This is a genomic window from Azospirillum thiophilum, from assembly GCF_001305595.1.
Lineage (GTDB): Bacteria > Pseudomonadota > Alphaproteobacteria > Azospirillales > Azospirillaceae > Azospirillum > Azospirillum thiophilum.
In genome coordinates this window covers 148,188-171,237 of record NZ_CP012404.1, presented here as the reverse complement: position 1 = coordinate 171,237, position 23,050 = coordinate 148,188, and the positions used below count along the sequence as shown (strand labels likewise).

The 23,050-nt window shown below is 70.1% G+C and carries 19 protein-coding genes; 6 read left to right on the top strand and 13 right to left on the bottom strand.

The annotated features are described in order from the left end of the window. Positions 1-81: 81 nt before the first annotated feature. Positions 82-1,965, top strand: coding sequence for an FHA domain-containing protein (locus tag AL072_RS23640; RefSeq protein ID WP_045583663.1), 1,884 nt, complete (start codon positions 82-84; stop codon positions 1,963-1,965). A 20-nt stretch (positions 1,966-1,985) separates the two neighbouring features. Here AL072_RS23640 and AL072_RS23635 read toward each other — a convergent pair whose 3' ends face one another. From AL072_RS23635 to AL072_RS23600, 8 genes are all read right to left on the bottom strand, one after another. Next, positions 1,986-3,233, bottom strand: coding sequence for an MFS transporter (locus tag AL072_RS23635; RefSeq protein ID WP_200909925.1), 1,248 nt, complete (start codon positions 3,231-3,233; stop codon positions 1,986-1,988). Positions 3,234-3,417: 184 nt separating this feature from the next. Then, positions 3,418-4,041: a LysE family translocator gene (locus AL072_RS23630; RefSeq protein ID WP_045583978.1), complete on the bottom strand. Its 624-nt coding sequence runs from the start codon at positions 4,039-4,041 to the stop codon at positions 3,418-3,420. 67 nt (positions 4,042-4,108) lie between these two features. Next, positions 4,109-4,909, bottom strand: coding sequence for a DUF3750 domain-containing protein (locus AL072_RS23625; RefSeq protein WP_063840374.1), 801 nt, complete (start codon positions 4,907-4,909; stop codon positions 4,109-4,111). Between the two features lie 98 nt (positions 4,910-5,007). Beyond that, a complete protein-coding gene (gene paoC / locus AL072_RS23620; RefSeq protein WP_045583665.1) occupies positions 5,008-7,209 on the bottom strand; it encodes an aldehyde oxidoreductase molybdenum-binding subunit PaoC in 2,202 nt (733 codons plus the stop codon). 3 nt (positions 7,210-7,212) lie between these two features. Continuing rightward, positions 7,213-8,163 (bottom strand): FAD binding domain-containing protein, encoded by a 951-nt coding sequence (locus tag AL072_RS23615; RefSeq protein WP_045583666.1) that lies wholly within the window; start codon positions 8,161-8,163, stop codon positions 7,213-7,215. Further along, entirely contained in the window at positions 8,160-8,816 is a 657-nt protein-coding gene (gene paoA / locus AL072_RS23610) for an aldehyde dehydrogenase iron-sulfur subunit PaoA (RefSeq protein ID WP_045583667.1), read from the bottom strand. The genes AL072_RS23615 and paoA overlap by 4 nt, the downstream gene beginning before the upstream one ends. A 219-nt stretch (positions 8,817-9,035) precedes the next feature. Further along, entirely contained in the window at positions 9,036-9,878 is an 843-nt protein-coding gene (gene cysE, locus AL072_RS23605; RefSeq protein ID WP_045583668.1) for a serine O-acetyltransferase, read from the bottom strand. A 50-nt stretch (positions 9,879-9,928) separates the two neighbouring features. Beyond that, positions 9,929-10,939, bottom strand: a complete 1,011-nt coding sequence (locus tag AL072_RS23600; RefSeq protein WP_045583669.1) for a helix-turn-helix domain-containing protein — start codon at positions 10,937-10,939, stop codon at positions 9,929-9,931. Between the two features lie 163 nt (positions 10,940-11,102). On the opposite strand from AL072_RS23600, the gene AL072_RS23595 reads away from it, so the two are divergent. Both AL072_RS23595 and AL072_RS23590 read left to right on the top strand, forming a co-directional pair. Beyond that, positions 11,103-12,302, top strand: a complete 1,200-nt coding sequence (locus AL072_RS23595) for a 4-hydroxybenzoate 3-monooxygenase (RefSeq protein ID WP_045583670.1) — start codon at positions 11,103-11,105, stop codon at positions 12,300-12,302. A 114-nt stretch (positions 12,303-12,416) separates the two neighbouring features. Further along, complete coding sequence (locus AL072_RS23590; RefSeq protein ID WP_045583671.1) at positions 12,417-12,773, top strand: Lin0512 family protein; 357 nt, start codon at positions 12,417-12,419, stop codon at positions 12,771-12,773. A gap of 94 nt (positions 12,774-12,867) precedes the next feature. Here the strand turns inward: AL072_RS23590 and AL072_RS34475 are convergent, their stop codons facing one another. The 4 genes from AL072_RS34475 to AL072_RS23575 form a co-directional block, all read right to left on the bottom strand. Beyond that, positions 12,868-13,461 carry a hypothetical protein gene (locus AL072_RS34475; protein WP_144428356.1) on the bottom strand — a complete coding sequence of 198 codons (594 nt, stop codon included), beginning with the start codon at positions 13,459-13,461 and terminating at the stop codon, positions 12,868-12,870. A 335-nt stretch (positions 13,462-13,796) separates the two neighbouring features. After that, entirely contained in the window at positions 13,797-14,843 is a 1,047-nt protein-coding gene (gene qhpR, locus AL072_RS23585) for an AraC-like transcriptional regulator QhpR (RefSeq protein ID WP_045583672.1), read from the bottom strand. Positions 14,844-14,972: 129 nt separating this feature from the next. Next, positions 14,973-15,659, bottom strand: a complete 687-nt coding sequence (locus tag AL072_RS23580; protein ID WP_045583673.1) for a LolA family protein — start codon at positions 15,657-15,659, stop codon at positions 14,973-14,975. Positions 15,660-15,782: 123 nt separating this feature from the next. Beyond that, positions 15,783-17,057 carry a UbiH/UbiF/VisC/COQ6 family ubiquinone biosynthesis hydroxylase gene (locus AL072_RS23575; protein ID WP_045583674.1) on the bottom strand — a complete coding sequence of 425 codons (1,275 nt, stop codon included), beginning with the start codon at positions 17,055-17,057 and terminating at the stop codon, positions 15,783-15,785. A gap of 426 nt (positions 17,058-17,483) precedes the next feature. Here AL072_RS23575 and glnK point away from each other — a divergent pair, with 426 nt between their 5' ends. Beyond that, positions 17,484-17,822, top strand: a complete 339-nt coding sequence (glnK, locus tag AL072_RS23570) for a P-II family nitrogen regulator (protein WP_014189833.1) — start codon at positions 17,484-17,486, stop codon at positions 17,820-17,822. A gap of 97 nt (positions 17,823-17,919) precedes the next feature. Here glnK and AL072_RS23565 read toward each other — a convergent pair whose 3' ends face one another. Then, the gene (locus AL072_RS23565) at positions 17,920-18,513 is read right to left on the bottom strand and encodes a DUF2239 family protein (protein WP_045583675.1); all 594 of its coding nucleotides are present in this window, start codon (positions 18,511-18,513) and stop codon (positions 17,920-17,922) included. Positions 18,514-18,759: 246 nt separating this feature from the next. Here AL072_RS23565 and AL072_RS23560 point away from each other — a divergent pair, with 246 nt between their 5' ends. Together AL072_RS23560 and AL072_RS23555 are read left to right on the top strand one after the other, a co-directional pair. Then, positions 18,760-20,016 (top strand): aminotransferase class I/II-fold pyridoxal phosphate-dependent enzyme, encoded by a 1,257-nt coding sequence (locus AL072_RS23560; RefSeq protein ID WP_045583676.1) that lies wholly within the window; start codon positions 18,760-18,762, stop codon positions 20,014-20,016. A gap of 88 nt (positions 20,017-20,104) precedes the next feature. Next, positions 20,105-22,750, top strand: a complete 2,646-nt coding sequence (locus AL072_RS23555; protein ID WP_245636995.1) for a DNA translocase FtsK — start codon at positions 20,105-20,107, stop codon at positions 22,748-22,750. Positions 22,751-23,050 lie beyond the last annotated feature (300 nt).

Genomic DNA, 23,050 nt, shown 5'->3' with positions numbered 1-23,050 from the left:
CCTTTGATAAAGTATTCTGGGAAAAAATGCAGGAAATCGCGATCAGGGGCGTAGCCGGGCGATGCCCGGGCGGGGGGCGGGATGGCGATGTCCAAGCGGCGCGAGACGCGCTTCGAGGTGGTGGTCGAACAGGGCGGAAAGCCCAACATCGACGGCGTCTTCGATGACGAGAAGGCGGCGACGGAACGCGCCAACTATCTGCTACGCCTCGCAAAATTCCCGGTGGTCCGCGTGGTCAAGGTCACCGGCAGTGGACGGGAAGAGACGGTCTTCCAGAAGAAATCCGCCGGCGGCGGCAAGCTGACAACGATCTCCCCGATCGAGAACGCCAACCTCTGCACCGATGTGCTGCAGGTGTTCTCATTCGACAGCCGGATGACCCTGCTGCGCCTGCTGCGCGGCTATTGGGACGACCAGGGCGTCATCCCGACGGAGCAGCTCCACCGCTATTTCCCGTTGCGTTACTTCGAGCGCGAGGCCCTGCTGTTCAACCCGGCGGTCAGCCGGCTCGCCAGCATCCAGGCGCCGATGCTGGGGCTGAAGCCGCACGAACGCTACGACCAGATCATCCGCCTGTTCGGCTCGCTGAAGGAACTGGCCCAGCAGTCGGACACGCTGGCACCCTTCGATCAGGCGCTGATGCGCAGCGGGATCTCCGGGCTGCTGCTGGCCGCCGTCGATCGGCCGCTGGAGGAGCGCGACCGCATCGTCACCCATGCCGTCGGCTCGGCGCTGGAGCCGCACCGCGAGTGGGGCGCCAAGCTGACCACGGTGCTGCGCCTGCACCGCGAGGACGACGGCGAGACCACCCGGCTGGTCGACGAGTTCACGGCGGAGATCGTCGACGGGCGCGAGCCGATCCGCGCGCTGATCGGCTATGCGCCCGACCTAGGCTCCGCCATCCTCGCCCTGCTGGCGACCCTGCGCGGCGACCTGGACGACCGGCTGCCCCACACCGACGCGCTGCTCGCCCTGTCCAACGCCGTCGGCGGCGGCGGCTTCGTCCGGACGCGGGAGGCGGTGCTGCACCGGATCCGCGGCGGGCTGGACGGGCTGACCCCGCTGACCCGCACCGGGGCGGCCAGCGACGCCCGTGCCTTCGGCGCCGTCGTCGACGGGATGATCGCCTTCGACGGCTTCATGGGCGGCCCGGAGATGGCGGAAACGCTGACCCGCCGCGGCAAGATCGTGTGGGCGGCCGGCGGCCGAGACCTGCCTTTCGAGGAGACGATGACGCGGCTGGCCGGGCGCTTCGGCACCGCGGCCGGGCGGCTTGGCTATCTGCTCGACCTCGGCGCCAGCCCCTACGGCCGCAGCAAGGTCAGCACCGTCATCCAGCATGTGGCGACAGAACTCAGCCGCGTGAAATCGGCGGCGGAGCTGGCCGCCCCCGGCGTCTCGATGCAGGAGGTGCGCGACGGGCTGGGCCGCCGCCTGCGCGCCGCCGGCATCCCGCGGGCCCTGGCCGACGGGCTGATCGCCAAGATCGCCGCCATCCCCGACGACCAGCGCCTGTCGGTCACCGGCAGCGGCGTACTGGCGGGCCAGCGGCCGGCCACCGGGACCACCCTCGGCACCGCCCCACGCCCGATGGACATGACGGTCGACGCCCACGCGCCGCCCGCACCGCCGATGCCCCGCCTGACGCTGAGCTACCAGGGGCGGACGGTGACGTTGCCGGATGTCGGCGGCGAGGTCGTGATCGGCCGGTCCGCCGACTGCGCCATCGTGCTCGACCATGCCTCCGCCTCGCGCCGGCACGCGGCGGTGCGGATGCAGGGCGGGAACTATGTGCTGGAGGATCTCAGCCGCAACGGCACCCGCGTGGCTCCGCGCGGCGGCGACCAGCGGGTGCTGAAACAGGGGGAGACGGTTCCGCTGGCCGGCCGGGGGGAGATCGTCATCGGCTCCCTCGACCTCGGCGAGCACCCGGCCCGCATCGCCTGGGAGCTGTCGGGGCGGTAACCCCTCAATCGCTTGCCCTCTCAACCTCCGGCGCAGGCCGCCGCCAGCCGGTTTTCCGTCATGCGGTCGTCCAGCATCGCCACCGCCCACACCGCCAGCCCGCCCAGCGCCAGCGCGGCGCCGACCCAGCCGGTGGAGGTCCAGCCCCAGCCGGCGGCGATCGCCATCCCGCCCAGCCACGGCCCCAGCGCATTGGCGGCGTTGAAGGCGCTGTGGTTCAGCGCCGCGGCCAGCGTCTGCGCATCCTCCGCCACGTCCATCAGCCGGGCCTGCAGCGGGGTGCCCAGCCCGCCGCCGCAGCCGATCATGAAGACGACCACCGACACCGCCCAGATGTTGCCGGCGGCGAACGGGTAGAGCGCCAGCGACCCGGCGCTCCACAGCAGCACGGCGGCGACGGTCGGCATCAGGGCGCGGTCGGCGGCCCAGGCGCTGACCAGCGTGCCGACGGTCATGCCGGACCCGAACACCGCCAGCACGACCGGCACCATCGCCGGGGAAACCTGCGTCACCTCCATCAGGGTCGAGGCGACATAGGTGTAGACGGCGAACATCCCGCCGAAGCCGATGGCGCCGATGCCCAGCGTCAGCCAGACCTGCCGCCGCTTCAGGGCGCCCAGTTCGCGCAGCGGGCTGGAGTCCGGGTGCGGCCGGTCCTTGGGGGCGAAGGCTGAGACCAGGGCCACCGTCAGCAGGGCCAGCAGCCCGACGACGCCGAAGCCCCAGCGCCAGCCCAGCGCCTGCCCGATCCAGTTCGCCATCGGCACGCCGACCACGGTCGCCACCGTCAGCCCCAGCATGGTCCGCGCCACCGCCTGCGCGCGGCGCTGCGGCGGCACCAGCGAGGCGGCGACCAGGGCGGCGACACCGAAATAGGCGCCGTGCGGCAGGCCGCTCAGGAAGCGGAAGACCAGCATCCAGCCGTAGGACGGCGAAAAGGCGCTCGCCACGTTGGCGACGGCGAACACCGCCATCAGCCCGATCAGCAGCGTCCGCCGCGACAGCCGCGCCGCCAGCACCGCGATCACCGGCGCCCCCACCACCACGCCCAGCGCATAGGCGCTGATGACATGGCCCGCGGTCGGCTCGTCGATGCCGAGGCCACGGGCGAAATAGGGCAGCAGGCTCATCGTCGCGAACTCGGTCGTTCCGATGGCGAAACCACCCATGGCGAGCGCCAGGAGCACCAGGCCCGGATGGGTGGCCGCACCCTGCCCCGCCGCCTGCTCCTGTGCATGCGTGTTGCCGTGATGGCCGGCCGAAGCCATGGTCGTTTCTCCGCTGTCGCCGCTCGATGATGGGACCCGGCGGACAAGGGAACGGAATGCGGCCGGGGCGAGGTCAGGATATTTGCCGCGGGCATGATGAGGCAATCCGCCGCATGCCGCCAATTCCGCAGGTGCGAGATGAGCAGCGGGCATGGCTCGGCGGCGGATCGCCCGGGTCGGAGCCTCAGCGGCTGACGGTCGCCATCAGCCCGCCGATGCCGACGAAGGTTCCGCCGGTCACCCGGTTGAACCAGCGCCCATGGCGGGAGAGCCAGGGGGCGATGCGCTGGGCGGTGCCGGCCAGCACCAGCTCATAGCAGAATTCCGTGAAGGCGAAGGTGCCGCCCAGCACCGCGAACTGCAGCCAGAAGGAGGCGCCCGGCACCATGAACTGCGGCAGGAAGGCGGCGAAGAAGATCAGCGCCTTGGGATTGGAGACCGCGACCAGGAAGCCCTCGGCGAACAGCCGCAGCGGACCGGTCCGGCCCCCGGCTTCAACGCCGGCGTCGGTGCCCACGGCAGCGGCCGGTGCCCGCCACAGGCGGAAACCGAGATAGACGAGATAGGCCGCGCCGAGCCACTTGGCGATGGTGAAGGCGGTTTCCGACGTTGCCAGCAGCGCGCCCATTCCGGCCAGCGACGCCGCCACCAGCACCAGGAAGCCGCAGACGCCGCCCAGCACGGTGAAGACGGTGCGGGCGAAGCCGAAGCGCACGCCATGGGTCAGCGACAGCAGCCCGTTCGGCCCGGGCGTCACCGACAGGCCGACCGCCGCGATCACGTAAACGATCCAGATTTCCAACGTCACGGCGACCATCCCCATTTGCCGGCCAAACCCGCCCCACTATGGCACCGGCAGGCCCGATCCGCCACTCTCACCCCGGCCCCACCGGAGGGCCGGGAGGCAAAATGGCGGGCGGCGGAACGGAGGGCGGCCCGTCTCCAAGCAGGGCGATCCGGCCGATGCCGGGAAGCTTGACCGCGAGGTCGAGCGGGTCGATGCCGACCGTCAGCCCCAGCAGATTGACCTCCACCCCCTCCTCCCGCGCCAGCAGCAGGCCGGCAAGGCCGAACAGGCTGACCTGCCAGCCGGTGCCGCTCGGCGCCCGCGCGAACAGGCCGGTGCCCAGATAATCCTTGCCGAGCGCCGTTGAGGGCAGGTCGAGCCGCAGCTCCGGCACGGCGCGGGCCACCCAGGCGGCGAAGGTGTTGCTGTTGGGGCCGGGCCAGACCCGGTACTCGCCGGCAAAGGGATAGCTGGCGGCGGCCTCGGCGATCCGCGGGATGGCCGCCGCCGCCGCCGCGCCGCGCAGCTCAGCCAGCACCACCGGCGGGGCGCCGAACCAGCGGCCGTCGGGGTCGCGGTTGCTGACCGACACCGCCGGCAGGCCGCGGTAGGCCCGCCAGCCGATCACCTCGTAGACGGTGTAGCGCCGCTCGCCCGCCGGCTTCACCGCGAACCAGGGGTGCACGCCGAAGGCGCCGCGCCAGGACAGGGCGCGGGCGGCATAGACCTGGACGACCGCCTCGGGCGTCGTCGCCGGATCGGGGGCGAGGCCGACCGGACTGCGGTCGGCCCGGCTCCAGTCCACCGCCAGCGACACGGTTCCCGACGCGACGACGAAGGCCGGCCCGGCGAGCAGCAGGACCAGCGTCAGCAGGCAAACCAGCAGCACCTTCACCACCCCATGCGCCCCGTCCGGCCTCTCTGCCGCATGCTACCACCGCCGGAGCGGATCTCCCGAGCGGATCTCGCCGGCACGCCGCCGGCCGCTCACCCCACCGGCGGCATGCGGTCGATCAGCTTGTCCAGCGTGACCGGGTAGTCGCGCACGCGGATGCCGGTTGCGTTGTGGACCGCATTGGCGATGGCGGCGCCGACGCCGCACAGCCCGAGCTCTCCCACCCCCTTCGCCTTCATCGGCGAGGACATCGGGTCGGTCTCGTCCAGGAAGACCACCTCCTGTTGCGGGATGTCGGCATGGACCGGCACTTCATAGCCGGCAAGGTCGTGGTTGACGAAGAAGCCGGTCCGGGGATCCACCGCCAGCTCCTCCATCAGCGCCGCGCCGACGCCCATGGTCATGGCGCCGATCACCTGGCTGCGCGCCGACAGCGGGTTCAGGATGCGGCCCGCCGCGCAGACGGCCAGCATCCGCCGGACGCGGACCTCCGCCGTCGCGGCATCGACGCCGACCTCGACGAAATGGGCGCCGAAGGTCGATTGCTGGGCCTTCTTCGCGAGGTCGCCATACTCGATGGCGTCCTCGGCCGACAGCCCGCTTTCGCCCGCCGCCTGGGCCAGCGGCACGCTGCGGTTGCCCGACCGCACCAGGCCGTCGGCGAACTCCGCATCGGCCGAGTTGACGCCAAGCGTCCGCGCCACCGCCTCGCGCAGCGTGACGCAGGCGGCATAGACGCCGGCGGTCGAATTGTTGGCGCCCCACTGCCCGCCCGACCCGGCCGACACCGGAAAGCTCGAATCGCCCAGCCGCACCAGCACCTTGTCCAGCCCGACGCCCATCATCTCCGCCGCGGTCTGGGCGATGATGGTGTAGCTGCCGGTGCCGATGTCGGTCATGTCGGTCTCGACCGTCACCACCCCGCGCCTGTCCAGCCGCACCCGCGCCGCCGATTTGGTCAGCAGGTTGTTGCGGAAGGCGGCGGCCATGCCCATGCCTATCAGCCAGCGCCCGTCGCGCACCCGTCCCGGCTCGCCGCTGCGTTTGCTCCAGCCGAAGCGCTCGGCCCCGGTGCGCAGGCACTGCACCAGCTGGCGCTGCGAGAAGGGGCGCTCCGGCTTCTCCGGGTCGACCTGGGTGTCGTTGAGGATGCGGAACTCCACCGGGTCGATCTTCAGCCGCTCCGCCATCTCGTCCATGGCGATTTCCAGCGCCATCAGGCCCGACGCCTCGCCCGGCGCCCGCATGGCGTTGCCTTCCGGCAGGTCGAGATGGGCAAGCCGCGTGCCGGTCAGCCGGTTGGCGCCGGCATAGAGCAGGCGCGTCTGGTCGGTCGCGGTCTCCGGCTTGCCGTCCTCCAGGTTGCCGGACCAGCTTTCATGGGCGATGGCCAGGATCTTTCCGTCCCGTCCGGCGCCGATGCGGATGCGCTGGATCGTCGCCGGCCGGTGGGTGGTGTTGTTCGCGATCATCGGCCGGGGCAGCGCCACCTTGACCGGCCGCCCGGCCGCCCGCGCGCCCAGCGCCGCCAGCAGGATGTCGGCGCGCAGGAACAGCTTGCCGCCAAAGCCGCCGCCGATGAAGGGTGAGATCACGCGGACCTTCTCCTTCGGCATCTCCAGCGTCTCTGCCAGATCGGTCGCCGCCCAGTCGATCATCTGGTTGGAGGTCCACACGGTCAGCCGGTCGCCCTTCCAGGCGGCGATGGTCGCGTGCGGCTCCATCATCGCGTGGCTCTGGTCGGGGGTGGTGTAGGTCTCGTCCAGCTTGACCGCCGCCGCCGCAAAGGCGCCGGCGAAATCGCCGACGGTCGAATCCTCCGTCTTGTGTTCGGCGGAGTCGCCCATGGCCTCCCTGGCATGCGCCAGATCGAAGGCGCCGCCGCCGCTCTCATACTCGATGCGGATGCGCTGCGCCGCGGCCCGCGCCTGCTCGAAGCTCTCGGCCACGACCAGGGCGACCGCCTGATGGTAATGGTCGATCTCCGGCCCGCCCAGCAGCGGGGCGGCATTGCGTTCGGCCTTGCCGAGCTTGCCCGCGGTCCGGTGGGTGACGACGGCCAGCACGCCGGGGGCCGCCTCGGCTTCCTCCACCGACAGGGAGGCGATGCGCCCCTTGCCGATGCCGGCGCCGACCGGATAGCCGTAGGCCTGGTCCGCCACCACGTCGTGGCGTTCATAGGCGTAGGGCGCGGTGCCGGTCGTCTTCAGCGGCCCGTCGATGCGGCTGGTCGGCTTGCCGATCACCGTCAGCCGGTCGATGGGATTGGTGGTGGCGGGGGTGTCGAACTTCATGGCTCAGCCTTTCGCTTCGGCCAGCACCGAGCCGAGCGTGCGCTCGACCAGCGGCAGCTTGAAGGCGTTGTCGTGCGTCGGCTTGGCGCCGGCCAGCAGCTGCGCGGCGACGGCCTTCGCTCCCTTGGGCATCTCGGCCTCCGCCGCCTCGATCCGCCACGGCCTGTGCGCGACGCCGCCCAGCGCAACCCGTCCGCTGCCGTCGGGCTGCACGATGGCGGCGACGGAGACCAGCGCGAAGGCGTAGGAGGCGCGGTCGCGCACCTTGCGGTAGATGTGCCGGCCGCCGGCCGGCCGCGGCAGGGTCACCGCGGTGATCAGCTCGCCCGGCTCCAGCGCCGTCTCGATGTGCGGGGTGTCGCCGGGCAGCCGGTGGAAGTCGGCGATGGGAATGCCGCGGCGGGCGCCGTCGGGCCGCACCGTCTCGACCGTGGCGTCCAGCGCCCGCATCGCCACCGCCATGTCGCTGGGATGGGTGGCGATGCAGGCATCGCTGCCGCCGATCACCGCCAGCTGCCGGCTGAAGCCGCCGATGGCGGCGCAGCCGCTGCCGGGCTGCCGCTTGTTGCAGGGCTGGGCGGTGTCATAGAAATAGGGGCAGCGGGTGCGCTGGAGCAGGTTGCCGGCGGTCGTCGCCTTGTTGCGCAGCTGGCCCGACGCGCCGGCCAGCAAGGCCCGCGACAGCAGGCCATAGTCGCGCCGCACCCGGTCGTCGGCGGCAAGGTCGGTGTTGCGCACCAGCGCGCCGATGCGCAAGTCCCCCTCCGCCGTCGCCTCCACCCTGTCGAGCGACAGGCCGTTCACGTCGATCAGATGGACCGGCGTCTCGATCTCCAGCTTCATCAGGTCGAGCAGGTTGGTGCCGCCGGCGATGAAGCGGGCGCCGGGGGTCCGGGCGGCCGCCGCAGCGGCCTCGGCCGGATCGCGGGCGCGCTCGTAGCTGAAGGGCCTCATGCTTCCCTCCCGGCGACCTCGGTGATCGCGTCGACGATGTTGGAATAGGCGCCGCAGCGGCAGATGTTGCCGCTCATCCGCTCGCGCAGCTCGTCGGCGGTCAGCCGGGGCGCCGCGGTCAGGTCGGCGCTGACATGGCTGGGGATGCCGGCCTCGATCTCCTTCAGCACGGCGACCGCCGAACAGATCTGGCCGGGCGTGCAATAACCGCACTGGTAGCCGTCATGCTTCACGAAGGCGGCCTGCATCGGGTGCAGGCTGTCGGGCATGCCCAGCCCCTCGATGGTGGTGATGCTGTCGCCCTGGTGCATCAGCGCCAGCGACAGGCAGGAATTGATCCGCCGCCCGTCCACCAGCACGGTGCAGGCACCGCACTGCCCATGGTCGCAGCCCTTCTTCGGCCCGTTCACGTGCAGCTGTTCGCGCAGCGCGTCCAGCAGGGTCGTCCGGGTGTCCAGGGTCAGGTCGTGGGGCTCGCTGTTCACCGTGAAGGATACGGTCGAGATCACGGGCGCAAGGTCGGGGGGCGTGGCCTTTTGCGGGACGGCCGCTCCGGCGGGCATCGGAAGGACGCCCGCGGTCAAGGCGGCCGTTGCCGCCGTGCCCATCAGCAGGCCACGCCGCGTCACGTCGAGGTCGCCGGGATGATGCATCGCGTGCCTCCCTCCTGTTCGTCGAAAGTCTGTCGGGAAATCCCGTCGGCCGGGGCGGACATCGTCCGCCGCCGACGCATTCCCAGGCAAACTAAGGCGTCAAGGAGCCCCGATCAGTCCCCCGGCGGAGATGGTGCCCATGATCCACGCTCATGAAACCAAATCGGCTCCGCCACGGTTGTAGGGAGTTCCGCATTTTTTCCGGGCCGCTTCGCCGGTTCAGATGCTGTAGTCGCCCTGCTGCAGGCTCTGGTCCATGGTCAGGGCCGGGGCCGGCTCGTCGCGGCACCAGCCGACGACCTTGGCCGGCACGCCGGCCACCGTGGCGCAGCCGGGGACGTCCTTCAGCACGACGCTGCCGGCGCCGACCTTGGCGCGGGCGCCGATGGTGATGTTGCCCAGCACCTTGGCGCCGGCCGCCAGCAGCACGCCGTCGCGGACCTTGGGATGGCGGTCGCCATGCTCCTTGCCGGTGCCGCCCAGCGTGACGTTCTGCAGGATCGAGACATCGTTGCCGATCACCGCGGTCTCACCGATCACCACGCCGGTGCCATGGTCGATGAAGACTCCGCGCCCGACCGGCACCGCCGGATGGATGTCGACGGCGAAGGCTTCCGACACCCGGCTCTGCAGGAAATGGGCGAGGTCGTGGCGCCCGCCCCGCCACAGCCAATGGCCGACGCGGTGCCATTGCAGGGCGTGGAAGCCCTTGAAGTAGAGGAAGGGCGTCAGGCAGCCGTCGGCCGCCGGGTCGCGCGCCAGGATGGCGGCGAGGTCGGCGGCGGCTGCGTCGACGATGGCCGGGTCGGTCTCCATGGCGTCGCGCACCACGGCTGCCAGCCGGTCCTCCGGCATGGCGCGGTCGGCCAGCTTGCGCACCAGCAGGGCGGCCAGCGCCGGGCCGAAGCCGTCGCGCGCCAGGATCGCGTCGTAGAGGAAGGGCGCCAGCCCGCTTTCCTCCGCCGCGACGCGCACGGCGTCGTCGCGCAGGCGGCGCCACAGCGACTGTTCGACCGTCTCCGCCGGTTCGCGCGTCATGACGTCCAGGCTGTCCATCGCCATCACCCTTTCCAGCAGAAACATCCCGTCCCGCAACCCCCGGCAGACGGCTGCTACTGTGGTGAGGAGCCCCCAGTCCGGTCAAGGCCATTGCCGTCAAGGCTGCCCCCCGCTCCACCGGCCCCCATGGCGTCCTCGACGTGCGACCGCCGGAAGGCCTGGGGCGAGCGGCCCTCGCGCCGGCTGAAGAAGCGGGAGAAATAGGCCGGATCCTCGAAGCCCAGCGCATAGCCGATCTCCGCCATGCCGTGGCCGGTATAGATCAGCGAGCGCTTGGCCTCCAGCATCAGCCGGGCATGGACCAGCTGCAGGGTCGACAGGCCGGTGACGCGGCGGCAGGCGGCGTTCAGCCGGCCGGGCGTGACCCCCAGTGCGGCGGCATAGCGCTCCATCGGCCAATGGTCGCGGAAATGCTCGTCGACCATCGGCCGCAGCCGGGCGAGCAGCCGCAGGTCGGGCGACGGCCCCTGACCATCCCGCCCCCGTTCGGCCACCCCCCGTTCGGCCGCCGACCGCGCCGCCCCCAGCCGCAAGGCGGCGACCAGCATCAGCGTCACATGGGCGGCGATGGCGCTGGCACGGCCAGCATGGTGGGCGCGGAACTCCGCCCTGATGTCGGCGAAGCCGCGGGCCAGCGCCGCCGCCTCGCCGGTGTCCTCCTCCAGGTCCCAGGCCCGCGGCAAGGCCGGCGCGGCGCGCAGGTCGGCCTCCGGCGCGGCGGCCAGCAATCCTGCCAAAAACCCTTCCGACATGGTCAGCACATGCCCGTCGGTGCCGGGATCGAAGCGGAAGCCGTGCACCACCTGCGCCGGCACCAGGATGAAGGCAGGGGCGCGGAACGCCGTTTCCGTGCCGTCCGCGGTCAGCAGCCCGCCGCCGGCGTTGACCAGCAGGGCATGGCTGAGGCCATCGTGCCGGTGGGGCCTGACCTCCCAATTGTGCAAGCGCATCCGCTCCGGGATCGTCTCGATATGGACGAAGCGCAGCTCCGGCACCGCCGGCGGCTCGCCATACAGCCAATAGCGGGGAATGGGTTCGGATGCTTGCAGGCTGTGGGCGGACATCGCACGGGCTCCGGCGGTCTGGCGATGAAAAGTACAAGGCTTTCGCCGCTTCGTCTATGTCCGGCCCTCCGCCCCATGGATTAGCATCACTACGAATGATTGGCGCAACGAACAAAAGCGCCATCCCACGTCCCCGACAGTTCCCCCGAGGAGGGCGAGAGACATGCAGACCACCAAGGCGACCCGGACCCAGGTCGCCATCGTCGGTGCCGGCCCGGCCGGGCTGTTCCTGTCCCACCTGCTGCACCGGCAGGGCATAGAGTCGGTGATCCTGGAGCACCGGACCCGCGAGGAGATCGAGGGCACCATCCGCGCCGGCGTGCTGGAGCAGTGGGTCGTCGACCTGATGAACGGGATGGGGCTCGGCGGGCGCATGATGCGCGAGGGGCATTTCCATTCCGGCATCACGCTGCGCTTCGACCGCCGCAGCCACCACATCGACATGGCGGAGCTGACCGGCGGCAAGCGCGTCACCGTCTATGCCCAGCACGAGGTGATCCGCGACCTCGTCTCCGCCCGGCTGGAGGATGGCGGCAGCATCCTGTTCGGTGTGTCGGACGTGCAGTTCCACGATCTCGACGGCAAGGCGCCGCGCGTGAGTTTCCGCCGCGGCCCTGACGCCCCGCCGGAGGAACTGCGCTGCGACTTCGTCGCCGGCTGCGACGGCTTCCACGGCCCGGCGCGGCAGGCGATCCCCGCCGCCGCCCGCGCCGAATACCAGATCGTCTACCCCTTCGGCTGGCTCGGCATCCTGACCGCGGCACCGCCATCCCACCCCGAGCTGATCTACGCCAACCACGAGCGCGGCTTCGCCCTGCTCAGCACCCGCTCGCCGGAGGTGCAGCGGCTCTACCTCCAGGTCGATCCCCGGGACGACATCGCCAACTGGCCGGACGACCGAATCTGGTCCGAACTGCATCGCCGACTGGAGGAGGATGCCGGCTGGTCGCTGACCGAGGGGGCGATCTTCCAGAAGGGCATCATCGCCATGCGCAGCTTCGTCTGCGAGACGATGCAGCATGGCCGGCTGTTCCTTGCCGGCGACGCCGCCCACATCGTGCCGCCCACCGGCGCCAAGGGGCTGAACCTGGCGGTGGCCGACGTGCTGGTGCTGTCGCGCGCCATCGATGCCTACTACAAGTCCGGCGGCATGGAAGGGCTGGAGGGCTACAGCGCCACCTGCCTGCGCCGCATCTGGAAGGCGGAGCGCTTCTCCTGGTACATGACCACCATGCTGCACCGGAACGAGCAGGACTCGCCGTTCGAGCAGCGCGTGCATCTGGCCGAGCTTGATTATCTCGTCCATTCCCGCGCCGCCATGACCGCGCTGGCCGAGAATTACGTCGGCCTGCCGATGGAGTGAGGAGGTGCGGGCTGCCCCTTCCACAGCCCGGAAATCCCCATCCGCCCACTGGCATCCGCCCCCTTGCCGCGTCATCCTGTCCCCCGACCGACAGCCAGAGGGAAAGCTATCGCGATGAAGCAGGTGATGTTCGTGGAACTCGGCATGGGGGTGGACCTGCACGGGCAGGACGTGACCAAGGCGGCGGTCCGTGCCGTGCGCAACGCCATCGAACGCAACTCGATGCCCGGCATGCGGGCGCTGGTGGACGGCGACACCGGCCGGATGCAGGTGCGCGTCCACCTCGCCGTGCCGGCCGACGCCGACCGGCTGGACCAGGAGGCGGTCAAGGCGGTCTTCCCCTACGGCGCCGTCACCATCCATGTCACCAGCGGCGGCATGCTGGCGCCGAGCGGCATCTTCCTGGCCGACAAGAACGACCGCAACGAGCAGATCTATGTGGTGAACGCCGCCGTGGAGGTCGGCATCTGATTGTTCGGATGCGTCCCCCCCCCTGCTTCAATTTGCTATGCGGTATACGTGATTTCCCAGCTCGCGCGCACCGGATCGTTCCTGAAAACGCCAATTATGGGCGCGTTTTCTTTCCAGCATCTTGCGCAATGAATGGCTTATCCGTTCCCTTCTCCCAATCGGCCAAGTACTCTGCCTTCTTCATATCCACGCTCTGCATGTTTGCCCGAGCCCAATCATGCGAAGCGGGGGTGTTTTCGACCCATGTGCAAGCTTTCAGGTCGCTCTCGAGATCGGAGGACGAAGCGGGAACCGGTTCCAGAGAAAAGCGGGCTTTCCACATTCCGAAGCGTGGAGCAATTCGAGCGTAATAGACTTGATCGGTTGCTAAATCCGCGTCCATGAAGTCGGCCGACTCCCCCACAACCATCAGGCGATGCTTGCCTGCGGGAGTTTCGTAAGCAATTTTCTTCCCGGCAGATACGATACCAATAAACTCTGATTTTCCTGACGTTATGTCATAGACCGACGATTGAATGGCTCCTCCGAACATCGACGGGCGCATCAGGACAAGTGTCGCTGAGTTTTCAGAGGGTTTGGTCGCCGCGACCGGTTCCGATGCATCCCGCATATGCGGACTGGCACAGGCACTGAGCAACAACAGCGTGCTTACTGCCAAGAGCGCCGCACGAAATCTGCTCGCTATCATGGATTTTCCCCACTACCATTATTTTTCACGGGGCCACTGCGTCCGCATAGCTATGGTCTGCAGCGAAGCACCCATAACCCACCGTAAGTGGTAATCCCAAGTAGCGCAACCACGCGGAATCAAGCGCCTGAATCGTGGACGCTCAACGGCCAATCGACGGCCAATCGGCTTGATGATCCCAAACAAACGGATGGTGTTGTTTGTACGTTGGCGGGTCCAGGGCCTCCTGCGGCCTTCGTCAAGCTGCATGTGCAACGATCCGTCGGATGCGCGCCGCCAAGCTGGTTTTTCCGAACTCGGCCGAACTCCGCCGACATATGGGCGGGCTCGAAATTCTAGGCGCGCATCCTGGCCGGCGACACCCCGAACCAGCGCCGGAAGGCGCGGCTGAAGGCGCTGACCTCCGAATAGCCCAGCAGGGCGCCGATGTCGGCGATCGGGACATGGCGCTGGCGGATATGGATCGCCGCCAGATCGCGCCGCACCCTCTCCACCAGATCGGAGAAGCTGAGCCCCTCGTCGGCCAGCCGGCGTTGCAGCGTCCAGCGGGCGATGCCCAGCCGGTCGGCGATGTCCTCAACATGGGGCGGGCCGTCCGGCAGGCAGGCCCGCACCTCCGCCCGCACCCGGTCGAGCAGCGGCGGCGTGCCGGTGCCACGCGCGATGTCGACCAGGGTGCCGCACAGGCCGGTCAGCCGGGCCATGTCGCCGCCGGGCATGCGGCGGTCGAGATGGCGGTCGCGCAGCAGGAGGGCGTTGGTGCGCTGGCCGAAATGGGCCGGGGCGTCGAACAGCGCCTCGTGCTGGCGCCAGCCCTCCGGCCTGGGGTGCTCGAAATGCACCTCCTCCGGCATCCAGCCGGGACCGAGGCAGGCGCGCACCACATTGGCGAACATGCCCATGGTCAGCTCGGCATCCTGCCGCCGCTCGACGATGCCGCCGTCGAGGATGCGGTATTCCAGCCGCAGCAGCTCGCCCTCGCGGACGAAGCGGGTCTCGGTCGCCTGCTGGTGGAAGGGAAACAGCCGGGCCAGATGCTCCAACGCCGCCCCCAGCGTCGGCGCGGCCAGCGCGATGGAGCCGATCAGCCCCAGCATCTCCGGCTGGAACTGGCGGCCGAACAGCAGGCCGAAATTGTCGTTGCCGGTTTCCGCCGCCGCCTCCTCCATCATCGCCACATAGGCGCCGAGGTCGAGCGCCAGCGTCGGCTGGCCCAGCGCCCGCTCCTCCACCCCGGCGCGCAGGAACACCCGGTCGGCGCAGCCGCCCTGCGCGGCGATGAAGCCGGAAACCCCGCAAGCCGCCGCGGCCAGGATGTTGTGCTGCACAGTTCCTGTGCGGCGGTCGGCAGTCTGCCCAATCTTCGGTCGGTGCGGCGTCATGACACAGCCTCTCGCAGCCGGTTTGCCGCAACGCAGCAAACATCATGCCGTTCTCAAGCCTGCCAGAGACCGCTCAGGTCGTGAATTGTACGATATGCCTACGATTCCGGGATGGGCGTGCCGCTGGTATCAGTTGTTGCGGCCGAAGTCGGACCCGCGCGCCGGCTCCTTGAAATAGAACATGTCCCGGTCGAAGGTGACGTCGGTGCGCGGGTTGAGCAGCGCCACCTCGGTGGTCAGTCCCTGGGCATCCAGCACCCGCCATTTGCGCAGCTGGAAGGGGCGGTCCTCGAACACCAGCGTCAGGGTGCCCTTGCCGGGATCCTTGGTTTCCAGCAGGCTGACCTCGATCACGCCGGGGGCCTGGAAGACCTCGGTGACGGTGACGTCGCCCGACAGGCGGATGGTCTTGCGCAGGATGAAGTCGGCGAGCGTCGAACCGATGGGCGCGCTCGACTGCTGGCGCATCTCGCCGTCCCAATAGAAGACGAAGCTGCCGTCGGCGACGATGAAATCCTTCAGCGGCCGGTCATACTCCAGCCGCATCTTTCCCGGCCGCGACAGATAGAAGGTGCCGGTCGCCTGCCGGCCGTTGGGAGCCACCTGCAGGAACTTCGACTGGAGATTGACGATCCCGTTCAGATACTCCTCCACCTTGGCGACGGTGGCCTCGTCCTGCGCCGTCAGCGCGACGGGGACCGCCGGCGCGGCGATCGCGGCGGAGGCGGCGAACACGGCCGGAAGCGTGGCCGCAAGAGGGGCCAGCAGCGCGGCGGACAGCAGGGCGGCGGAAAGGCGGCGAAGCACGGTCTTCATCCTCGGTCTTTCAGGAGCTTCGGTCGTTCGGCGCCCGGATCCCATTGGGCGACGAGGCGGACATAAGGCGTCCGCCCCCCGCTGCCAAGGACCACCGACGGAGATGAGCCGGGGAAGGAAGGATCAGAGCGGCAGCCCGCGGATCATCCGCGGCAGGTCGCCCACCACCCCCATGGCGTGCTTCATGAAGAAGCGCTTGACCGGCGGCAGCCGGTTGATCACCGCCATCCCCAGGTCGCGCGCCAGCTTCACCGGCGGGATGCTGTTGGAGAACAGATGGACCAGCCCGTCGCACACCGCGGCCAGCAGCACGGTGTCGAAGCGGCGCCAGCGCTGGAAGCGCGCCAGCACCTCCGGCCCGCCGACATCCAGCCCCAGCCGGTAGGCGTCGACCACCACCTCGGCCAGCGCCGCCACGTCGCGCATGCCGAGGTTCAGCCCCTGCCCGGCGATCGGGTGGATGGCATGGGCGGCCTCGCCCACCAGCGCCAGCCGGTCGGCGACGAAGCGCTCGGCCAGCAGCACCGACAGCGGCCACGCCTCGCGCCGGGTCAGCAGCGAGATCTCGCCGAGATAGCCGCCGGACCGCCGGGTCAGTTCGTCGATGAACTGGTCCTCGGGCAGCTTCAGGTAGGTGTCGACCAGCGAGGTCTTCTCGCTCCACACGATGGAACAGCGGTTGTCGGTCATCGGCAGCACGGCGAAGGGGCCGTTGGGCAGGAAATGCTCGACCGCGACGCCCTTGTTCGGCTCGGAATGGCGGATGGTGCAGATGATGGCGCTCTGGTCGTAGGACCAGCGCCTCACCTTGATCCCGGCGCTGTCGCGCGCCAGCGACCGCCGGCCGTCGGCGCCGACCAGCAGCCGGCCGCGCACCGTGCGCCCGTCGGCCAGCCGCACCGACACGCCGGTCCGCGTGCGCTCCACCGTGATCGCCTTGGCCGGCGCCAGATGGACCAGCCCCGGCAGCTCGGCCGAGCGGGTGAACAGGGCGCTGCGGATGTCCTTGTTGTCCAGGATCCAGCCGAAGGGCTGGTGCGTGCCCTCCATCGCCAGTTCGGTGTGGTCATAGTGGATGAACAGCGGCGAGAACTGGTCGGCGATGCGGATGTCCAGCATCGGCCCGGCCCGCTCGGCCATGTGGTGCCAGACCCCCGCCGACTCCAGCACCATCTTCGAGGCGTAGGAGATCGCGGTGGTGCGGATGTCGAAGCCGTGGCTCTCCATGCGCTCGGGGCTGTCCTGGTCGATGCAGACCACCGGCACGCCGGCGCTGGCGAGCGCCGCCGCCATGGTCAGCCCGGCCAGACCGCCGCCCAGCACCACGACCTCGGTGGTGATGTCGCCGCCCTGCGGGGGGACGGACGCTTTGCCCGATTCGGTGCCAGATACGGCCATGATGCTCGTTGCCCTCTCGCCTCTGCATGGCGCGGCAGTCAACCGGTCCCGAAAACCGGACGGGTCCGGACCGGGCGGCGCCGCGCGCGATCAAACAATTGTCCCATGGCGGCGTCCTGTCCAGTGTCCTGTCCGGGCGCCGCCCCGGCAACCCGGGCCGGCCATGCCCGACTGGCGGCCGGATGGATCATAAATGGTCGTATTTTAGGCACATGATGGCTTTTTGAGCGCCCAATCAGCAGGCACATCCCGGTTGCCGCGGCGGATTTCAACCGGCACGATTCTTGTAGTCATTGCTTTTTGCGGTCGACGCGAACAGGCTTGGCCATCGGCGGGAGGACGGGACGGCGTTTGGCCGGACCGGAACCGCAACGGGGCGGCCACAGCCTCATCCGCGGCCGGAACAACGCTTTAAGGGGAAGCCACATGAAACTGGTTATGGCCATCATCAAGCCGTTCAAGCTGGACGAAGTGCGCGAGGCGCTGACTTCGCTCGGGATCCAGGGCCTGACCGTCAGCGAGGTCAAGGGCTTCGGCCGCCAGAAGGGCCAGACGGAAATCTACCGCGGCGCCGAATATTCGGTGAGCTTCCTGCCCAAGGTGAAGGTGGAGGTCGCCGTCTCCGACGACCAGTACGAGCAGGTGGTCGAGGCGATCCAGAAGGCCGCCAACACCGGCCGCATCGGCGACGGCAAGATCTTCGTCCTGGAGATCGCGCAGGCCGTGCGCATCCGCACCGGAGAAACCAACTCCGAGGCGCTGTAAGGCCGACGGCGACGGCGGGTCCGCTCCTCATCCGGGCGGGGACGGACCCGGCCGGCGCGCATCCGCGCGCCCGCCGTCCAGGGTCAGCCCGCTGGGGTCAGCCCGCCGCGGCCGGATCGCCTGAAACGGCACCGGGAACGGCAAAGGCATCCGCCGCCAGCGCGCGGGCATAATCGCGCACATCCGCCGGCCAGTCCGCCGTCAGACCATCGAACAGCAAGCGATCGGCCGCATAGAGCGCCCGCACCGCCTCCTCATAGCCCGGCCGGTCGCCGGCCAGGGCCGACATCACGCAATAGGCGGCCTCCTGCGCGCGGCGCATGCGGTCCTTCGCCTCCCCCTCCTTGCGCGCCTCGTCCACCAGCTTGCGCAGCGCCACCGACGCCCCGCCGGGCTGGGCGTTCAGCCAATCCCAATGCCGCGGCAGCAGCGTCACCTCCCGCGCCACCACCCCCAGCTTCGGCCGTCCCGGCCCGCGCGGCGTATGCGGAGCAGCAAGCTCCCCGCCGGTTTCCCGCAAATCCAGATCGACGGCCCGCCCGGTCGCGTCGTCGAAGACCAGGACCAGCGGCCCGTCCGGCTCCGCGGCAAGCGCCGTCCGCAGCGCCCGCGCGACGGACGGCGCATCTCCGGCGGCAAGGCGACGGTCGCCGCGGAAGGCGGTGCAAGGGGTTTCGGCGGTGACGGACATGGGCTGGCCTCCGGTTGTGACGCCGTCTTTTTACCCGGATGAAAACCGGGAGTCAATATCACCCGGATAAAATAAGCCGCCCTGCCGGCCGCGGCCTGTGACCGTTCGGCCACCGGTCCCGCCCGCCGGGTTCTGGGTGCTTGTGCCCCCCGGGCGGCGCCGATAGGATCGGCCGCGCATGAGATGCGGCCGCTCCCCGATTGGCCGGGGCGCGGCATCCGGGGTGGGAAGAGGGTTCCGGTCGTCATGGTCCTTGCCGATTTCAGCGTCAACAGCGGTGCCGTCTTCACCGAGGCGATCGGGAACGACCGGCTCGACCGGCTGACCGATTATCCCTTCACCCGGCTGGCCAACCTGCTGGCGCCGATCACGCCGCGGGCCAACGTCGCCCCGATCCTGCTGACGGTGGGCGAGCCGCAGCACACCCCGCCGGCGATCATCGACGAGACGCTGCGCGCCAACAGCGCCGGCTGGGGCAAATACCCGCCGGTCGGCGGCACGCCGGAATTCCGCGCAGCGGCCGGCGACTGGCTGACCCGCCGCTACGAACTGCCTGCCGGGCTGCTGCATGCCGACAGCTCGATCCTGCCGCTGTCCGGCACGCGCGAGGCGCTGTTCATGCTGGCCCTGCTGGCGGTGCCGACGCAGAAGGCCGGGCGGCAGCCGGCGGTGCTGATGCCCAACCCCTTCTATGCGCCCTACGAGGGGGCGGCGGTGATGGCGGGGGCGGAGCCGGTATTCCTGGCCGCGACGCGCGAGACCGGTTTCCTGCCCGACCTCGACGCCCTGGCGCCGGAGCTGCTGGAGCGCACGGCGCTGTTCTACCTGTGCACGCCCGGCAATCCGCAGGGGGCGGCGGCCACGCCGGCCTATCTCGCCAAGGCGATCGGGCTGGCGCGGCAGTACGGCTTCGTGCTGGCGGTCGACGAATGCTATGCCGAGATCTGGCTGGACGCCCCGCCGGTCGGCGCGCTCCAGGTCGCGGCCGGCATGCCGCAGCAGGACGGCAAGCCCTGGGCCAACCTGCTGGTCTTCCACTCCCTGTCCAAGCGGTCGAGCGCGGCCGGCATGCGCTCCGGCTTCGTCGCCGGCGACCCGGCGCTGATCGGGCGCTTCTCCCGCCTGCGCAGCTACGGCTGCGCCGGCATGCCGCTGCCGATCCTGGCGGCCAGCACCGCGCTGTGGCGCGACGAGGCGCATGTGGAGGAGAACCGCGCCGCCTATCGCGCCAAGTTCGCGGCGGCGGAGGCCGAGCTGGGCGGCCGCTACGGCTATTACCGCCCGGCCGGCGGCTTCTTCCTGTGGCTTGACGTCGGCAACGGCGAGGAGGCGGCCAAGCGGCTGTGGGCGGAGGGGGCGGTCCGCGTGCTGCCCGGCGCCTACCTGTCGCGCAGCAATCCGGGCGAGCCGAACCCCGGCGACGCCTATATCCGCGTGGCGCTGGTCGAGAGCGCCGATACCGTCGCCCAGGCCTGCGCCTCGATCGTCCGCATTCTCGGCTGACCCGATCCAGGTTGGCCCAAGTCCGATTGACCGGCCCGCCCGGTTTTCCGCCCGTCTCCACGGTTTCTGCAGCACGAGGTTCCGTCCCATGGCCCGACCCGCCGGCCCTTCCTCCGCGCGCCCCCGGCCCAGCCTGGGGCGGACCGCCGCCGGCCCACGCAAGGGCGGGTCCCGCGACGGCGGCAAGGAGGCTGGTAAGGAGACGGGCAAGGATCCGGGTCGGGACCGCCTGCGCGCCGGCCGCGGCCGGGCGGAGAAGCCCCCCTTCTTCTCCCCGGCCATGCGCGCCTTCGTCGTCGCCCGCGCCCGCGAGGCGATGGGGTTCGTGCTGGGGCTGTTCGGCCTGCTGCTGATGGTGCTGCTGGGCAGCTACGACCCGCAGGACGCTTCGCTGAACTCGGTCCCCGCCGCATCGGGGGGCACGCACAATCTGTTCGGCACCCCCGGCGCCTATGTCGCCGACCTGCTGATCCAGTCGCTGGGCTGGGCCTCCTTCGTCATCGCGCTGGTGCCGATGTTCTGGGGCTGGCGCCTGGGGGCGCAGCGCCGGCTGGGCAACCCGCTGTTCCGCACCGTGCTGGCGCTGTGGGGCGTGATCCTGGGATCGATGGCGCTGGCCGGCCTGACCGACGCCTCGACCGACCCGCTGGCCCCGCTGCCCGGCGGCAGCATCGGCCAGGTCCTGCTGCGCGGCGTCGGCAACCTGTTCGGGGCGGAACCGATGGTGGCGACCGCCGCCGCGGTCGGTGCCGGGCTGGTGCTGTTCCTGGCCGCCGGCCTGTCGATCGGCGAATGGATCGCCAGCTTCCGCGCGCTCGGCCGCGGCAGCGTGAACGGCGTCCGCCTGATCCGCCAGGGAACCCGCAACGGCATCGACGCCCTGCACCGCCATGGGCGCAACGCGGCGCAGGCCGCGGTGCAGACCGCCTCGATCGCCGTGGACGACGCGCTGCGCGGCGACGGCGCCCCCAAGCGCGACCGGCCCCGCTTCGACGATGCCGTGCGCGTCGACCCGCTCCCCCCCGCCGGCCTCGATGCAAGTCCACCCCCGTCGCCCCCTCCGTCGGCCGGCCCGGCCTCCGCCGGGCAGGGCACCGACAACCGGCCGCTGCGCCCGATCCCGGTCATCGCCCCGCCGAAATCCACCGCGTCCGAACGCGAGGCCGCAAGGACCGACCCGCGCCAGCCTCGGCTGCCGCTGGGCGAGGAGGACGGCCCGCCGGGCTACGAGCTGCCGCCGCTCGACCTGCTGCAGGTACCGCCCGCCGGCATCCGCGGCGAACAGCTCGACGAGACGGCGCTGCAACGCAACGCCGGCCAGCTCGAAGGGGTGCTCGGCGATTTCGGCGTGCGCGGCGAGATCCAGAAGGTCCATCCCGGCCCGGTCGTCACCCTGTACGAGCTGGAGCCGGCGCCCGGCACCAAATCCTCGCGCGTCATCGGCCTGGCCGACGACATCGCCCGCTCGATGAGCGCGGTGTCGGTCCGCGTCGCCGTGGTGCCCGGCCGCAACGTCATCGGCATCGAGCTGCCGAACGCAAAGCGCGAGACCGTGCTGCTGCGCGAGCTGATGGCGGCGGACGGCTTCGACAAGCATGGCGGCAAGCTGGCGCTGGCGCTCGGCAAGGACATCGGCGGCCAGCCGGTGGTCGCCGACCTCGCCCGCTTCCCCCATCTGCTGGTCGCCGGCACCACCGGCTCGGGCAAGTCGGTGGCGATCAACACCATGATCCTGTCGCTGCTCTACCGGCTGCCGCCGGAGCGCTGCCGCTTCATCATGATCGACCCCAAGATGCTGGAACTGTCGGTCTACGAGGGCATCCCCCATCTGCTGACCCCCGTCGTCACCGACCCCAAGAAGGCGGTGGTCGCGCTGAAATGGACGGTGCGGGAGATGGAGGACCGCTACCGCAACATGTCCAAGCTGGGGGTGCGCAACATCGAGGGCTACAACGCCCGCCTGCGCGAGGCGCGCGAGGGCGGCGAATCGCTGACCCGCCGCGTCCAGACCGGCTTCGACCCCGACACCGGCAAGCCGCTGTTCGAGGAACAGCCGCTCGACCTCACCGAGCTGCCCTACATCGTCGTCATCGTCGACGAGATGGCCGACCTGATGCTGGTGGCCGGCAAGGACATCGAGGCGGCGATCCAGCGCCTCGCCCAGATGGCGCGCGCCGCCGGCATCCACCTGATCATGGCGACGCAACGTCCCTCGGTCGACGTCATCACCGGCACCATCAAGGCCAACTTCCCGACCCGCATCAGCTTCCAGGTGACGTCGAAGATCGACAGCCGCACCATCCTGGGCGAACAGGGCGCCGAACAGCTTCTCGGCCAGGGCGACATGCTCTACATGGCCGGCGGCGGCCGCATCACCCGCGTCCACGGCCCCTTCGTCTCCGACCACGAGGTCGAGCAGATCGTCCGCTTCCTCAAGGCGCAGGGCGAGCCCAACTATGTCGACGCCATCCTGGAGGACGAGGAGGGCGGCGAGTCCGTCGACGACGGCGGCCTGCCGGGCTCCGGCGGCGGCTCGGGCGACGACCTCTACGACAAGGCGGTGGCGGTGGTCTGCCGCGAGCGCAAGGCGTCGACCAGCTTCATCCAGCGCCAGCTGCGCATCGGCTACAACTCCGCCGCCCGCCTGATCGAGCGGATGGAGACCGAAGGGGTGGTCAGCAAGCCCAACCACTCCGGCAAACGCGAGGTTCTGGCCCGCAACATCGATGAGTGAGTGTTTTTTCCCGGCCCGTTGACAGCGGCGGGGTGCGGCACCAATATCGGGGGTAGGCGGGCCGGGGACTGCAATTCCCCGGTCCGCCCGCCCGATCTTAGTGCATCAGAAGGTCAAGCAGCCGCTTGACGATCTCCAGCACCAGGATCAGGAGAGTGAGGAAGCGTTCCATCCTCAAACCCTCCGTTCGTGCGGCGGCGATGGCGGCCCTCCCGCCATCGCGTCCGCCCGCGCACTATGGCGCAGGCGGAAACGCCCGAAAACGGGAAATTCATACGGATTTATTCTTTTCCTGATTGC

Bases quoted from the DNA above. Each gene is read 5' to 3' on its own strand.
- AL072_RS23580 (WP_045583673.1), bottom strand. From the start codon at position 15,659: ATGAAGACCGTGCTTCGCCGCCTTTCCGCCGCCCTGCTGTCCGCCGCG.
- qhpR (WP_045583672.1), bottom strand. From the start codon at position 14,843: ATGACGCCGCACCGACCGAAGATTGGGCAGACTGCCGACCGCCGCACA.
- AL072_RS34475 (WP_144428356.1), bottom strand. From the start codon at position 13,461: ATGATAGCGAGCAGATTTCGTGCGGCGCTCTTGGCAGTAAGCACGCTG.
- paoA (WP_045583667.1), bottom strand. From the start codon at position 8,816: ATGCATCATCCCGGCGACCTCGACGTGACGCGGCGTGGCCTGCTGATG.
- AL072_RS23635 (WP_200909925.1), bottom strand. From the start codon at position 3,233: ATGGCTTCGGCCGGCCATCACGGCAACACGCATGCACAGGAGCAGGCG.
- AL072_RS23615 (WP_045583666.1), bottom strand. From the start codon at position 8,163: ATGAGGCCCTTCAGCTACGAGCGCGCCCGCGATCCGGCCGAGGCCGCT.
- AL072_RS23595 (WP_045583670.1), top strand. From the start codon at position 11,103: ATGCAGACCACCAAGGCGACCCGGACCCAGGTCGCCATCGTCGGTGCC.
- AL072_RS23555 (WP_245636995.1), top strand. From the start codon at position 20,105: ATGGCCCGACCCGCCGGCCCTTCCTCCGCGCGCCCCCGGCCCAGCCTG.
- AL072_RS23560 (WP_045583676.1), top strand. From the start codon at position 18,760: ATGGTCCTTGCCGATTTCAGCGTCAACAGCGGTGCCGTCTTCACCGAG.
- AL072_RS23640 (WP_045583663.1), top strand. From the start codon at position 82: ATGGCGATGTCCAAGCGGCGCGAGACGCGCTTCGAGGTGGTGGTCGAA.
- AL072_RS23565 (WP_045583675.1), bottom strand. From the start codon at position 18,513: ATGTCCGTCACCGCCGAAACCCCTTGCACCGCCTTCCGCGGCGACCGT.
- paoC (WP_045583665.1), bottom strand. From the start codon at position 7,209: ATGAAGTTCGACACCCCCGCCACCACCAATCCCATCGACCGGCTGACG.
- AL072_RS23575 (WP_045583674.1), bottom strand. From the start codon at position 17,057: ATGGCCGTATCTGGCACCGAATCGGGCAAAGCGTCCGTCCCCCCGCAG.
- AL072_RS23600 (WP_045583669.1), bottom strand. From the start codon at position 10,939: ATGTCCGCCCACAGCCTGCAAGCATCCGAACCCATTCCCCGCTATTGG.
- glnK (WP_014189833.1), top strand. From the start codon at position 17,484: ATGAAACTGGTTATGGCCATCATCAAGCCGTTCAAGCTGGACGAAGTG.
- AL072_RS23590 (WP_045583671.1), top strand. From the start codon at position 12,417: ATGAAGCAGGTGATGTTCGTGGAACTCGGCATGGGGGTGGACCTGCAC.
- cysE (WP_045583668.1), bottom strand. From the start codon at position 9,878: ATGGCGATGGACAGCCTGGACGTCATGACGCGCGAACCGGCGGAGACG.